Origin of the sequence: Streptomyces sp. RFCAC02 (assembly GCF_004193175.1) — a bacterium.
Taxonomy (GTDB): domain Bacteria; phylum Actinomycetota; class Actinomycetes; order Streptomycetales; family Streptomycetaceae; genus Streptomyces.
On the sequence record NZ_SAUH01000001.1, the window covers coordinates 3,177,921 to 3,191,465 of the forward strand.

Annotated in this window: 15 protein-coding genes; 11 read left to right on the plus strand and 4 right to left on the minus strand. The window is 74.5% G+C overall.

The window, feature by feature from the left end; all coding sequences use genetic code 11:
• Positions 1-12: 12 nt before the first annotated feature.
• Positions 13-918, plus strand: a complete 906-nt coding sequence (locus tag EMA09_RS14865) for a GNAT family N-acetyltransferase (RefSeq protein ID WP_206305950.1) — start codon at positions 13-15, stop codon at positions 916-918.
• Between the two features lie 9 nt (positions 919-927).
• Here the strand turns inward: EMA09_RS14865 and EMA09_RS14870 are convergent, their stop codons facing one another.
• Complete coding sequence (locus EMA09_RS14870; protein WP_129841519.1) at positions 928-2,088, minus strand: pyridoxal phosphate-dependent aminotransferase; 1,161 nt, start codon at positions 2,086-2,088, stop codon at positions 928-930.
• 194 nt (positions 2,089-2,282) lie between these two features.
• Between EMA09_RS14870 and EMA09_RS14875 the strand changes: the two genes are divergently transcribed.
• The 3 genes from EMA09_RS14875 to EMA09_RS14885 are packed head-to-tail and all read left to right on the plus strand — an operon-like array spanning position 2,283 to position 5,028.
• Positions 2,283-3,035, plus strand: coding sequence for a DUF5819 family protein (locus EMA09_RS14875; RefSeq protein WP_129841520.1), 753 nt, complete (start codon positions 2,283-2,285; stop codon positions 3,033-3,035).
• The gene (locus tag EMA09_RS14880; protein ID WP_168220731.1) at positions 3,032-4,306 is read left to right on the plus strand and encodes an HTTM domain-containing protein; all 1,275 of its coding nucleotides are present in this window, start codon (positions 3,032-3,034) and stop codon (positions 4,304-4,306) included. The genes EMA09_RS14875 and EMA09_RS14880 overlap by 4 nt, the downstream gene beginning before the upstream one ends.
• Positions 4,303-5,028, plus strand: coding sequence for a TrmH family RNA methyltransferase (locus EMA09_RS14885; protein ID WP_129841521.1), 726 nt, complete (start codon positions 4,303-4,305; stop codon positions 5,026-5,028). Before EMA09_RS14880 ends, EMA09_RS14885 begins: the two co-directional genes overlap by 4 nt.
• Positions 5,029-5,041: 13 nt before the next feature.
• Here EMA09_RS14885 and EMA09_RS14890 read toward each other — a convergent pair whose 3' ends face one another.
• On the minus strand, positions 5,042-5,707 hold the full coding sequence (locus EMA09_RS14890; protein WP_129841522.1) for an HAD family hydrolase: 666 nt from the start codon (positions 5,705-5,707) through the stop codon (positions 5,042-5,044).
• Between the two features lie 293 nt (positions 5,708-6,000).
• On the opposite strand from EMA09_RS14890, the gene EMA09_RS14895 reads away from it, so the two are divergent.
• Together EMA09_RS14895 and EMA09_RS14900 are read left to right on the plus strand one after the other, a co-directional pair.
• Positions 6,001-6,246, plus strand: coding sequence for a hypothetical protein (locus EMA09_RS14895; RefSeq protein WP_129841523.1), 246 nt, complete (start codon positions 6,001-6,003; stop codon positions 6,244-6,246).
• Between the two features lie 227 nt (positions 6,247-6,473).
• Positions 6,474-7,709 (plus strand): nitric oxide synthase oxygenase, encoded by a 1,236-nt coding sequence (locus EMA09_RS14900; RefSeq protein ID WP_129841524.1) that lies wholly within the window; start codon positions 6,474-6,476, stop codon positions 7,707-7,709.
• Here the strand turns inward: EMA09_RS14900 and EMA09_RS14905 are convergent.
• A complete protein-coding gene (locus tag EMA09_RS14905; protein ID WP_129841525.1) occupies positions 7,655-8,275 on the minus strand; it encodes a dihydrofolate reductase family protein in 621 nt (206 codons plus the stop codon). The two genes, EMA09_RS14900 and EMA09_RS14905, sit on opposite strands and share 55 nt — an antisense overlap.
• A 180-nt stretch (positions 8,276-8,455) precedes the next feature.
• On the opposite strand from EMA09_RS14905, the gene EMA09_RS14910 reads away from it, so the two are divergent.
• The 5 genes from EMA09_RS14910 to EMA09_RS14930 are packed head-to-tail and all read left to right on the plus strand — an operon-like array spanning position 8,456 to position 12,947.
• Positions 8,456-9,343 (plus strand): NTP transferase domain-containing protein, encoded by an 888-nt coding sequence (locus EMA09_RS14910; protein WP_129841526.1) that lies wholly within the window; start codon positions 8,456-8,458, stop codon positions 9,341-9,343.
• Between the two features lie 20 nt (positions 9,344-9,363).
• Positions 9,364-10,653, plus strand: coding sequence for a molybdopterin molybdotransferase MoeA (locus tag EMA09_RS14915; protein WP_346655869.1), 1,290 nt, complete (start codon positions 9,364-9,366; stop codon positions 10,651-10,653).
• Positions 10,650-11,804 carry a potassium channel family protein gene (locus EMA09_RS14920; RefSeq protein WP_129841528.1) on the plus strand — a complete coding sequence of 385 codons (1,155 nt, stop codon included), beginning with the start codon at positions 10,650-10,652 and terminating at the stop codon, positions 11,802-11,804. Before EMA09_RS14915 ends, EMA09_RS14920 begins: the two co-directional genes overlap by 4 nt.
• Positions 11,801-12,616, plus strand: coding sequence for an aminoglycoside phosphotransferase family protein (locus EMA09_RS14925; RefSeq protein ID WP_240796400.1), 816 nt, complete (start codon positions 11,801-11,803; stop codon positions 12,614-12,616). Before EMA09_RS14920 ends, EMA09_RS14925 begins: the two co-directional genes overlap by 4 nt.
• Before the next feature lie 49 nt (positions 12,617-12,665).
• Positions 12,666-12,947 (plus strand): zf-TFIIB domain-containing protein, encoded by a 282-nt coding sequence (locus EMA09_RS14930; RefSeq protein ID WP_129841529.1) that lies wholly within the window; start codon positions 12,666-12,668, stop codon positions 12,945-12,947.
• 55 nt (positions 12,948-13,002) lie between these two features.
• Here EMA09_RS14930 and EMA09_RS14935 read toward each other — a convergent pair whose 3' ends face one another.
• Positions 13,003-13,533, minus strand: coding sequence for a hypothetical protein (locus tag EMA09_RS14935; RefSeq protein ID WP_129841530.1), 531 nt, complete (start codon positions 13,531-13,533; stop codon positions 13,003-13,005).
• Between the last annotated feature and the right edge of the window lie 12 nt (positions 13,534-13,545).

A 13,545-nucleotide genomic window follows, 5' to 3' on the forward strand; every position in this document is an offset into this window, starting at 1 on the left:
GAGGCTGGACGGGTGACGACCACCGCATCGCCCGACGCGCTTCCCCTCGATCCGGAGGCGCTGCCGATCCGGCGCCTCAGTCTCGCCGATCACACCGCCTGCCTGGACCTCGCCGAGAGCCGCGGCTGGGGCCGCAAGGACAGGAAGTGGCGTCTCCTCCTCGCCGCCGGCCGGGGGTACGGCATCGACGCCCCCGCCGGCGACCCGGTGGGCGGGCTCGTCGCCACGGTCGTCGCCACCTCCTGCGCCGGCACGCTCGGCGCGATCAGCATGGTCCTCACCGCCGAGCGCTACGGACGCCGCGGCCTCGCGAGCCGGCTGCTGCGCCATGTGATCGCCGAAGCGGCGGGCACGCCGCTGTTCCTGTCGGCCACTCAGGAGGCCCTGCCGCTGTACCGGCGGTTCGGTTTCGCGGAGGCCGGCGCGTCCGACACCTTCCGCGGCCACTTCACCGGCTCCCGCCCGGCCCCGGCGGCGGAGGCGTCCGGCGTCCGGCCGGCCACCGCCGCCGACCTGCCGGGCGTCCTGGCGCTCGACCGCACGGCGTTCGGCGCCGACCGGACGGACCTCCTCGCCCGCCTGCCGTCGTTCGCCGACCAGTTCCTCGTCGCCGAGGACGGGGGCGCTCTCACCGGCTTCGCCGCGGCCTGGCCGCAGCCGGCGTCGACCGTGCTCGGCCCCGTGATCGCCCGCGACCCGGCGACCGCGCAGGCCCTGATCTCCCGTCTCGCTGCGGGCGCGCCCGCAGGCGTCCCGCTCCGCACGGACGTGGACAGGCGCCACCCCGAGCTCGCCGACTGGCTCGCGGCCAACGGCCTCGTGCCGCACGGCACCTCGACCCTGATGACCCTGGGCATCCGCGACCTGCCGGGCGACATCACCCGCCGCTTCGCACCTCTGTCGTCCGCCGTCGGCTGACCGCCGCCGTCACAGGTTCTGCAGCCGTGCGACGGCCTCGTCGAGCGTCGTCCCGCGCTTGCAGAACGTGAAACGCACCTGCGTGGTGCCGACGCCGGGCGTCGTGTGGAAGACGGAGTTCGGGATGGCGACGACACCGCAGCGGGCGGGCAGCGCGCGGCAGAAGGTGGCGGCGTCCTCGTCGGTCAGCGGTGCGATGTCCGTCGTGATGAAGTAGGTGCCCTGCGGGCGGTGCACCTCGAAACCCGCCGTGGCCAGCCCGGCCGCCAGCAGGTCGCGCTTGGCCCGCAGATCCTCGCGCAGGCCCGTGAAGTAGTCGCCGGGCAGGCGCAGCGCCTCGGCCACGGCGTACTGGAAGGGCCCCGCGCTCACGTAGGTGAGGAACTGCTTCGCCGTCCGCACCGCCGCCACGAGCGGCGCGGCGGCCGTCACCCAGCCCACCTTCCACCCGGTGAACGAGAAGGTCTTCCCGCCGGAGGAGATGCACACCGTCCGGTCGCGCATCCCCGGCAGGGAGATCAGGGGGACGTGCTCGCCGTCGAACACCAGGTGCTCGTACACCTCGTCGGTCACCACCAGCAGGTCGTGCCGTACGGCGAGTTCGGCGATCGCCGCCAGCTCACCGCGGGTGAGGACCATGCCGGACGGGTTGTGCGGGGAGTTGAGGAGCAGCAGGCGCGTGCGGGGTGTGATGGCGTCGCGCAGGGCGTCCAGGTCGGGGCGGAAGTCCGGGGCGCGCAGGGTCAGCGGCATGGGGTGTGCGCCCGCCATGGCGATGGACGCGGTGTAGGAGTCGTAGAACGGCTCGAACGCGATGACCTCGTCGCCCGGCTCGAGCAGCGCGAGCATCGACGCCGCGATCGCCTCCGTGGCACCCGCCGTGACCAGGATCTCCGTGGCAGGGTCGAACGCCAGCCCGTAGAAGCGCCGCTGGTGCTCGGCGATCGCCTCGCGCAGCTCGGGGACGCCGGGACCGGGCGGGTACTGGTTGCCCCGGCCGTCGCGCAGGGCGCGGACGGCGGCCTCGCGCACCGCCTCGGGGCCGTCCGTGTCGGGGAAGCCCTGGCCGAGGTTGATGGCGCCCGTCGCGGTGGCGAGGGCCGACATCTCGGCGAAGATCGTGGTGCCGAGTCCTTCGAGCCTGCGGTTCAGCAGGGGCCTGCCGTTCATGTCCCACCGTCCTTGGTCCGCGTCCGGCCGCGGCGCGTCGGTCCGTGGGGCCATCCTGTCACCCGGCCGCCCGCCCGCCCGCGCCGTCGCGACCGGTTCCGGTCGCGGGGGCCGCCACCGGCGTGTCAAGGCGGCCCGCGGGCGGGTACGGTGCTCGGGTCACGAATCAGCCGTCGTGGGGGAGCGGGCCGAGCATGCTGCCATCCGAGCCGGGGCCACAGAAGCCCGCCGAACCGCCCGGGAGCGGGCTCTACGCGTCCCCCGCCGCGGCGCCGGGCACCGTGGACGCGGCCACCCGCACGGAGACCGTCGGCATCGGCGCCCTGTCCTGGCCGTCCAGGATCGTCATAGCGCTGGCGCTGGGCGGCATCGCCATATACGGCGTGTTCCACCTGCTGATGGTGTTCCTCTTCGTCGCACCGTCCAACACCGCCCGTGAACAGGGCAAGGACCGGGTCGTCGGCTACGTCATGCCCGAGTTCGAGCAGAACTGGAAGCTGTTCGCGCCCAACCCGCTGCAGCGCAACGTCGCCGTCGAGGTCCGGTTCGAGGTGGACGGTCCCGAGGGCGGCGCCTCCCGCGTCACCGAGTGGTACGACCTCACGGCGACCGACATCGACGCGATCCGCCACAACCTCCTCCCCAGCCACGCCGACCAGAACATGCTGCGCCGCGCCTGGGACCTCTACACCGGGTCCCACGACGACGACGGCGACCCGGTCGGCCTGCGCGGCGAGCTGTCCGAGACCTACATCCGCCGGATCGCGCTGGCCAGGATCGGCGACCGCGTCGACGTCTCGGCCGTGACCCGGGTGCAGTTCCGCGAGGCCAGGACACGCGTTCCCGCCCCGGACTGGCGCACCGAGGACTACGAGACGGACACCGAGTACACGCTGACGGACTGGCGCGACGTCCAGCCCGGGGACCTGCCGGAGGACCGGTCATGACCGCCGCCCCGCCGCCCGCCGCCCCGCCGTCGCCGTTCAAGGGCCTGAGCCGGGGATTCGACGCGGCCGTCGCCCGGGGCATCGGCCATGTCACCCGCCGCACGCTCGGCCCGCACCAGAGCGCGGTCGTGCGGATCGGCTTCGCCGCGACGATGCTGCTGTTCCTGCTGCGCGAGTGGCCCAACCGCGACACGCTGTACGGCCCGGGCAGCCCCTGGGGCCTCGACCTCGCGACCCGCTTCGTCGACAGCAACCAGGCGTTCACCGTCCTGCTGTGGTCGCACTCCACGGTCTGGTTCGAGTGCGTCTACCACACCACACTCCTCGCGTGCGTGGCCCTGCTCCTCGGCTGGCGGACGCGGTTCAGTTCCATCGTGTTCATGGTCGGCGTCCTGTCCCTCCAGAACCGCAGCGTCTTCATGGGGGACGGCGGCGACAACGTCATCCACCTCATGGCCATGTACCTCACGCTCACCCGCTGCGGACGCGTCTGGTCCCTGGACGCGCGCCGCGAGGCGAGGCGGCAGGACGGGGACGGGGACGATCCCGTCGGCGTCACGCTGTGGGTCGCCTCGGGCGTCGGGCTGCTGCTGTCCCTCACCTCGGGGAAGCTGGACAGCTGGATCTGGGCCGCCTTCCTCTGCGGCATGTGGGCCGTGCACGCCGTCTGGTGGCTGCTCCGCCGGTACGCGCCGGGGGAGCCGCGCGTCGTCGCCGACATCATCGCGAACCTCGTCCACAACGCGGCGATCGCCGTGATCATGTGCGAGGTGTGCCTGATCTACGCCGCCGCCGGCTGGTACAAGATCCAGGGCTCGCGCTGGCAGGACGGCACCGCCGTCTACTACCCCATGCACCTCGACTACTTCACGCCGTGGCCCTGGCTGTCGGACCTCCTGTCGCAGAACGGCTGGATCATCCTCGTGATGAGCTACATGACCGTCTTCGTACAGGTCGGGTTCGTCTTCGCGCTGCTCAACCGGCGGGCCAAGAACATCCTGCTCTTCGTGATGGTCGGCGAGCACATCGGCATCGCGGTGCTGATGGGGCTGCCGTTCTTCTCGCTGGCGATGATCGCGATGGACAGCGTGTTCCTGCCGACCGCGTTCCTGCTGTGGGGCGGGTCGCGGGTGCGCGCGGTGGCGGAACGGCTGCGGCTGCTGCCCCGGCCCGCTCCCGCGGGCGTCCCGGCACCGCGGGACGGCGCGGTGCAGGCGCCGGTGCCGGGACCGCGCCCGGCGGTGCCCGACCGGGCGTCCGAACGGTGGTGAACGATGCCGCGGACCGCTGGCGGGAGCTGGCGGCCGGTCCCGCGGTGCTCCTCGACGGCTTCCACGCGCTGAAGCACGCCGTACGGTTCGGCGCCGAGGTCCCGCTCGCCGTCACCTCCGACAAACCGGCGGCGCTCGCCCTCGCCGCCGACCTGGCGCCGGACGTGGCACCCGCCCTGGACGCGCTGCTGACGCCCGTGCCGGCCGCCGTGCTCGCCGCGCTCGTCACGCGCCCGCACCCCACGGGTGTCGCGGCGCTCGCCGTCCCCGCGCCCCGTGAACCGGTCCGCGACGCCCCCGTCGTCGTCCTCGACAACCCCCGCCACCTCGGCAACATCGGTGCCGTCGTCCGCCTCGCCGCCGGCGCGGGCGCGGGCGGCGTCCTCACCACCGGCACCGCCGACCCCTGGCACCCGGCGGTCCTGCGCGCGGCGGCCGGGCTGCACTGGGCGACGGCCGTGCGCCGGTGCACGACCGCCGAGCTGCCCCCCGGTCCCCTCTACGCCCTCGACCCGGACGGCGCGGACCTGCGGACCGTGACGATCGAGGACGGCGCGCTGCTGGCGTTCGGTTCCGAACGGGCCGGCCTGTCCCCCGCCGTGCGCGCCCGCGCGACCACCCTGCTCGCGCTTCCCATGCGCCCACGGGTGTCCAGCTACAACCTCGCCACCAGCGTCGCCATGACGCTCTACCACTGGATGGCGCGGCGCCCGCCGGCCTGAGCCGCGCGGGACGTCAGTGGGCGCCCGCGTTGTACTTGGCGATGCCCTCGTTCAGCTCGCGCAGTCCGTCGATGCGCATGGTCGGCAGCGTGTCGGCATCGGGGTCGAAGCGGTGGGTGAGCCCCCACGGACCCCGGTTGATCAGCGCCGTCTGCAGTCCGGCCGCGCCGGCCGGGCGGATGTCCTCGTCGAGCCGGTCCCCGACGTAGAGGACCTCGTGGGGTTCGAGCCGCAGGGCCTGCGCCATGATCTGGAAGAACCGGGGGTCCGGCTTCTCGATGCCGCCCGTGTCGTACGAGGTGGCGATCAGGTCCACGGTGCTCTCGAACAGCCGGCGGAGGATGATCGTCGTCGCCTCCGACTGGTTGGCGGCCACTCCGACCAGCAGACCGGCCTGCCGCAGGAGTCGGATGGTGATCCGGACGTCCGGGTACAGGTCGTTCTCGCCGAACCACTCCGGCTGGTCCACGGCGTCGCGCTTGGCCCGCTCACGTGCCAGGTCGAAGCCCGGCTTGAAGATCTTGAACGTGTCCCAGTGCTCCCTGCCCTGGGCGATCGTCACCCCGAACTGCGTCGAGAACGTGTGGCGCGGCACGCCCAGCCAGGCGGCCCAGCCGTCCCACTCGCGGCTCTCGTCCACCAGGCACTCACCGACGTCGAACAACACGGCTCGAATCATGGGCGGCAGCGTACGCACGGCCCCGGGGGCGGGAAACGGTGTTGTACGCGATCCGGGCGGTCCCCGGCCGAACCCGGGACAGGCCGGGGGCGGACCTGGCATAGTGCCCCCAGCATGTGCCCCGGGCCGGCCCGCCACCCACCCGCCGCGGATTCGAACGCGCGGCCCGTTTCACCCCCGGCCCGTCCCCCGAAGGGGTCTTCCGTTGCGCAATGCGGTGGAAATCGGCGTCCTCCCGGTACGGACAGCGAGCAGAGTGGTCCCGACGGTGACGGACGACGGAGGGGGCCGCGATGGCCTGGACGCAGGGCGCGTGTGTGGTGGACACGCGGACCGGCAGGGTCGGTCGGGTCACGGCGCGCACGGAGCGGGTGCTGCGGCTCGCTCCCCTGACGAGTGGCCGTTCCTGGGAGTGCCCGGTGGACGCGGCCCGTGAGGCGACCGAGTGGGAGCAGCGCAACGCCGATGTCCTCGACGCCGCCTGGCGCTTCTGGCGTCCCCGGCGGCGCGGTCTCCCCCCGTACGGGAACGTCGGCTGAGGTCCCCCGCCGCGCGCCCGGCCCGCCCCGGCGGAGTGCGCGAGATGATCATCGCCCGTGCGCGGTGGTAGCGTCCGCCCGGTCGGCGACGGCCCCGGCCCGCACGGCCCGGTGTGCGTCCCCATCCGCCCTCTCCAGCCGAGGGCGGACCTACCTGACCCAGCCCATGCTCCAGCGCGTGAACCCCGCACGTGAGCGCAGCAGGTGCAGGCGACCCGGGAGACCCCATGACCACCGACCGCCTCATACCCGCCACCTCGCCCCGGTACGTCCCCGACTGGCGGACGCCCGACTGGCGCGAGGCCGAGGACTTCCTGCGGATGTTTCACGTGGAACATCCCGATCAGCCCGTTCCGCTCGACATGCGTCTGCGGCAGATCCGGGAGCACCTGGACCGCACCGGCACCTACCGGCACACCCAGGAGGAGCTGGAGTTCGGCGCGCGCGTCGCCTGGCGCAACGCCGGCCGGTGCATAGGGCGGTTGTACTGGAAGAGCCTGCGCGTCGTGGATCGCCGGGACGCCGTCACCGCCGACGAGGTGTTCCAGGGGCTCTGCGACCACCTCCGGCTCGCCACCAACCAGGGCCGGATCCGCCCCGTCCTCTCCGTCTTCGCCCCCGCCACGCCGTACCGCTCCGCCCCCCGCGTCTGGAACAGCCAGCTCATCCGGTACGCCGGCTACCGCGACGCCTGGGGCGGCACCGTCGGCGACGGCGCCCACATCGACTTCACGGACGCCGTGCGGCGCCTCGGCTGGCAGGCGCCGGGCGGCTGGTTCGACATCCTGCCGCTCGTCGTCCAGACCCATGACGACCGGCCCCGGCTCTACGACGTGCCGCGCGAGCTGGTGCTCGAAGTGCCGCTCACCCACCCGGACCTGCCCGCGTTCGACGCCCTGGGGCTGCGCTGGCACGCCGTCCCCGCCATCTCGAACATGCGGCTGTCCATCGGCGGCATCGACTACCCGCTCGCCCCGTTCAACGGCTGGTACATGGGCACCGAGATCGGCGCGCGCAACCTGGTGGACGCCGACCGGTACAACCTCCTGCCCGTCATGGCCGGCATCCTCGGCCTCGACACCAGCAGCGAGACGACCCTGTGGCGGGACCGCGCCCTGGTCGAGCTGAACGTCGCGGTCCTGCACTCCTTCGAACGGGCCGGGGTCAAGATCGCCGACCATCACACCGAGTCCCGCCGCTTCCTCACCCACATCGAACGCGAGGAGGCCCAGGGGCGGATCGTCCCGGCCGACTGGAGCTGGATCGTCCCGCCCGTGTCCGGCGGCCTCACCCCCGTCTACCACCGGTACTACGACGAGGCCGACCAGCTCCCCAACTTCTTCCTCGACGACGACGCGCGCGCACGCGCCCGGGGTGCCGGCTGCCCGGTCGCCCACGCCCCCGCCGGCTACTCCCCGGGCGGCGGCGCCTCCCCGTACAGCGGCTCCCCCGCCGGCTCGTAGACGAGCACGGCGACCCCCGAGTGCGTCGTACCGCTCTCCCGCAGCCGCAGGGCCGCCGGCGCCTCCCCCTCGGCGAAGAACCGCCGTCCGCCGCCGAGGACCACGGGGTGGACGAACAGCCGCAGTTCGTCCACCACCCCGTGCGCCAGCAGGAAGCGCGCCAGCGCGGTGCTGCCGTGGACCTGCAGCTCACGCCCCTCCTGCCGCTTGAGCTCGGCGATCTGGCCGAGCACGTCCTCGTTCAGCACGGAGGTGCCGCCCCACTCGGGGTGGTGCAGCGTGCGCGAGACGACGTACTTCGGCAGCCCGTTCAGCCGGGACGCGATCGGGTCGGCCGGGTCGGTGACGCGCGGCCAGTGGCCGGCGAAGATGTCGTAGGTCCGCCGCCCGAGCAGGAACGCGTCCGCCTGCCGGAACCAGCCGTTGATCCACCGCCCGAAGTCCTCGTCCACGAACGGCATGGACCAGCCGCCCAGATCGAACCCCCCGCTCGGGTCCTCCTCCCGGCCACCCGGCCCCTGCGTCACCCCGTCCAGTGTCATGAACTGCGTCAGCGTCAACCGCATGGCGACCGCCCTCTCCTCGCGCGTGCCTGTCCGTCCGGCGCCCTGACCGGCACCGTGCACGTACGACCGGACGCCGCCGGAAAACTCATCGCGCCGTCACCCGGCGGGCCGCCGGCGCGGCACACCACCGACGCGGGACCTCGGGAACAGCGCCGCCGACCACCCGGCTAGCGTTGCGACATGACGCCTTACGACGCGCTGGTCCTGGCCGGCGGCGACGCCCGCCGCCTCGGCGGCGCCGACAAACCCGCCGTGCCCGTCGGCGGGCGGTCCCTGCTGGACCGCGTGCTCGGCGCCTGCGCCGGCGCCCGCCGCACGGTCGTCGTCGGCCCCCGCCGCGCCACCCCGGGCCGCACCGTCGTCTGGACACGGGAGGAGCCGCCCGGCGGCGGCCCCCTGCCCGCCCTCGCGGCCGGCCTCGCCCACACCGACGCGCCGGTCGTCGCCGTGCTGGCGGCGGACCTTCCGTTCCTCGCGCTCCCGGCGATCGACGCCCTCCGCGCCGCCCTCGCGGAGGACCCGGACGCCGACGCCGCCCTCCTCACCGACCCCGGGGGCCGCGACCAGCCCCTCACGGCCGTCTACCGCGCCGAACCCCTGCGCCGCGAACTCGCCCTCGCCGCCGCCGAGTACGGCACGCTCACCGGCCTGCCCCTCCACCTGCCGCTCACCGGCCTCGGCCTGCGCCGCCTCCCCGCCGCCGAGGTGCCGGGCGCCGACACCTCCGACTGCGACACCTGGGCGGACATCGCAGCGGCCCGCGCCAGGATCAGGGACCATGGACGGGTGCTGGACGAATGGATCGCAGCGGTCAAGACCGAACTGGGCATCGACCCCGACGTGGACACCACGGTGCTGCTCGACGTCGCCCGTGACGCCGCCCACTCCGTGGCGCGCCCGGCGGCGCCCCTGAGCACCTTCCTCGTCGGCTACGCGGCGGCCCTCCACGGGATGTCGCCGGCGGAGGCGGCCCGCAAGGTGGCGGCGCTCGCGCAGCGCTGGGACGAGGAGTCCGCCCCGGCCGGCGAGAGCCCCGGACAGCCGGGCACCGGGGGCGCGCACCCGTGATCGACGAATTCGACGACGCCCTGGCCCTCGCCAACGGGCCGGCCGCCGCCGCGACGGTCACCCCGGCGCTCCGCCCGCCGGCCGCGCCGCCCCCGCCCGCGGCGGCGCCCGCCCCCGAGCGCCACGAGCCGCCGCCCGCACCCCCGTCGTGGGAGACGGCGCGCGCGACCGCGTACCGCGCGGCCCGGCCGCTGTCCCCGCGCCGCCTGCCGCTCGACCTCGCGCTCGGCCACACCCTGGCCGCGCCGCTCGTCGCGCTCACGGACCTCCCCGCGTTCGACACCTCCGCCATGGACGGCTGGGCCGTCGCCGGCCCGGGACCCTGGCGCGTGCTGTCCACCGGCGACGCGCGGGGCGTCCTCGCCGGCGGCGGCGCAGGCCCGCGCCTGGCCGACGGGGAGGCCGTCGCGATCGCCACCGGCGCGCGCGTCCCGCGCGGCACGACGGCCGTGCTGCGGGCCGAACGGGGGAGTGCCGCGGCCGGCCGCCTCACCGGCGCGCACCCCCTCCCCGGCACCGACATCCGCGCCCGCGGACAGGAGTGCCGCACCGGCACCGAACTCCTCCCGGCCCGCACCACGCTGACGCCCGCCGCGCTCGGCCTCGCCGCCGCCGCCGGCTACGACCAGCTCGTCGTCCGCCCCCGCCCCCGCGTCGAGGTCCTCGTCCTCGGCGACGAACTCCTCCACCGCGGCCTCCCGCACGACGGCCGCATCCGTGACGCCCTCGGCCCCATGACCGGCCCCTGGCTCACGGCACTCGGCGCCCAGACGCTCGTCACCCGGCGCCTCGGCGACGACGCCGAGGCCCTCCACGAGGCGATCAGCACGAGCCGCGCCGATCTCGTCGTCACCACCGGTTCGACGGCGCGCGGCCCGGTGGACCACCTGCGGGCGACGCTGGACCGCCTCGGCGCCCACCTCCTCGTCAGCGGCGTCGCCGTCCGCCCGGGGCACCCGATGCTCCTGGCCGAACTGCCCTCCGGCCTCCCCCTCGTCGGCCTGCCGGGCAACCCGCTCGCCGCCGTCTCCGGGCTCCTCACCCTCGCCGCGCCCCTCCTGCGGGGCCTGGCCGACCAGCCCGCGCCACCGGAGCGCCCGGCCGCCCTCACGGACCCGGTACGGGGCCACCCGCGCGACACGCGGCTCGTGCCGGTAGTGTGCCCCGAGCCCGGTCTTGCGCGGCCCATCGGTTTCACCGGACCGGCGATGCTGCGCGGCATCGCCGCCGCGTCGGCACTGGCCGTCATCCCGCCCGGCGGCGCGCAGGCGCGTGACCGGGTCCGTCTCCTCGACCTCCCCCAGGCATGAGAATCATCGGAAGATCCGCACGCGGCGGCAGCGAGGACGACGACGTCCCGGACGATCCCCGGGACGAGCGTTCGCACGGCGTCCTCCTGCCCCGCACCAGCGTCGGCCCGCTCGTCCAGGTGATGCGGCGCATCGCGCTCGCCACCGCCGTGATGGTCGCCGCCGTGATCATCGTCTACCTCGACCGCGAGGGCTACAAGGACAACGTCGGAGGCGGCCCGGTCGGCTTCCTCGACTCGCTGTACTACGTCACCGTGTCCCTCTCGACGACCGGCTACGGCGACATCGTGCCGGTCAGCGACAAGGCCCGGCTGCTGACGACGTTCTTCATCACCCCGCTGCGGGTGCTGTTCCTGATCATCCTGGTCGGGACGACACTGGAAGTGCTCACCGAGCGCACCCGCGATCAGTGGCGCCTCGCCCACTGGAGGAACACCTTGCGCGACCACACCGTCATCGTCGGCTTCGGCACCAAGGGCCGTTCCGCCGCCGAGACCCTGATGAGCGCCGGACTCACCCAGGACCGCATCGTCGTGGTCGACCCCAACCCGGCCGTCGTCGAACTGGCCGGCGCCGACGGCTACGCCGGCGTCGTCGGGGACGCGACCCGCAGCAGCGTCCTGATGCGCGCCCGCGCCGACCGCGCCAAGTCGGTCGTGATCTCCACCCAGCGCGACGACACGGCGGTCCTCGTCGCGCTGACGGTGCGCCAGCTCAGCAAGAGCGTGCGCATCGTCGTGTCCGTCCGGGAGCAGGAGAACGTCCCGCTGCTGCGGCAGTCGGGCGCCGACTCCGTCATCACGTCCTCCAGCGCGGCCGGCCGGCTGCTGGGCCTGTCCATGATCAGTCCGAGTTCGGGCGCGGTGATGGAGGACCTGATCCAGCACAGCAAGGGCCTGAGCCTCCGGGAGCGGCCGGTCACCAAGGCGGAGGCGGGCCGCACCCCGCGCGAGTGCGACGACCTGGTGGTCACCGTCATACGGGGCCACCAGCTCCTGCCGTTCGACGACCCGGAGGTGGGGCGGCTCCAGCTCACCGACCGCCTCGTCGTCATCCACCGCGTCAGCGACGAGGAGCGCGCCGCGATGGAACGGGCCGTCTCCGAGCGCCGCGAGCGCGGCCCCGGATCGTGGCGCATCCCGCGCCGGTGACGCCCGGCGCGGGCACCGCCGTCCTGGCCGAGCGGTCGGGCGTCACGGTGGTCCGCGCCGGCGACACGGTGACGAAGGCCCACGCCCCGGACACCGACATACCCGCGCTCGCCCGCCGGCTGGCGATCGCCGCCCACCCGGCCGCCGCCGGCCTGCTGCTGCCGCCCCTGCCGCCGGCACGGATCGCCGCGTGGCCCGACGGCCGTCCCGCGACCCGCTGGCCGTACGGCGAACCGATCGACCCGGCCGCGCCGGACGCCGTCCCGTGGGAGGACGCCGGCCGGCTCCTCGCCCGGCTCCACGCGCTCCCCGCCGCATCCCTCGGCCTGCCGCTGCCCCCGAGCGGCGCACCGTCCCGCGTCCCCGCCGCCCTCCGTACGCTGGCCGCGCTGCCGCCGAGCGCGCTCACCGAGGCGGCGTCCCACGTCCTGCGGACCACGCCGCTGCCGTCGCCCGCCGCGCCCGTCCTGTGCCACGGGGACTTCCACCTGGGGCAGCTCGTGCGGTTCGCGGGCGGCTGGCGGCTGATCGACGTGGACGACCTCGGCGCGGGCGACCCGGCCTGGGACCTGTCGCGCCCGGCCGCCTGGTACGCGGCGGGGCTGCTGCCCGCGGCCGCGTGGGAGGCGTTCACGGGCGCCTACCGGCCCGGCTGGGACCCGTGGCCGGACGTGGACGTACCGGCGCGTCTGATGACGGCCTGCCTGACCGTCCGGGCGCTGGAGCGCGCCCGCGCGTCGGGCCGGCAACTGGACGCCGAGGAACGGGCACTTGCCGAAGCCTGCCTCCGTATCAGCAGACTGTCCGACTAAGCTGAACGGCCCAGTGGGTCCACCAGGCAGCCGATGAGGGAGCCGACCGATGCAGTGTCCCAAGTGCGGTGCGATGATGCACACGTTCAACCGGAATGGGGTCCAGATCGAGCAGTGCAGCGGTTGCCGCGGCATCTTCCTCGACTTCGGCGAACTGGAGCAGCTGACTCGCCTCGAGGCGCAGTGGTCCGCCCCGCAGGCTCCGCCGCCCGCCGCCCCGTACCAGCAGCAGGGCCACGGCCCGGCCTGGGGCGCGCCGCAGCACGGCGGCCACTACGGCCACCACGGCCACCGCAGGGGCGGGATCTCCGGCCTCTTCTTCTCGTCCTGACGCACCCGCGTCCCGACGGCGTCCCCGTTCCGGCACGGGCCGGGGCGCCGTCGTGTCACTCGGCCGCTGAGCCACCACCGGCGCCGGGGAAACGCCCCGGTACCCGGACGGTCGCCGGAGCGGCACCGGTCCGGCGCAGCGCCGCCATCGCGGCGAGCCGCCGTTCGAGACCCTGCGGCCCGCCCACCCCGCGGAACAGCCCGTCCGCGCCGACGTGCTCCACCATCTCCGCGAGCCCGATGCCCCGGAACTCCGTGTCATTGAGCAGCGCCCACAGCGCCTCGGGAACACACCGCACGCCGGTCCCGTCCGCGCGATCGACGACGAGCAGCGGCTTGGCCGGATCGACCATGGTCCGCCGATCGGCGACGACCACGACAGCGTGCGGCACATCGGCGCCGACCGACGCGACAACCCGCTCACTGCTGACGGCGGCGAACGACGGGTCATCCACCACCTCGACAACCGCACGCACGCCACCCTCACCACCCACCGGCGCCTCGACCACACGCAGAACGGCACACCAGGCCCCGTCATCACCGAAATCGGTGCGCACCAACGGAGTCAGCTCAGTCCGGATCTCCACCCCGCCATGATG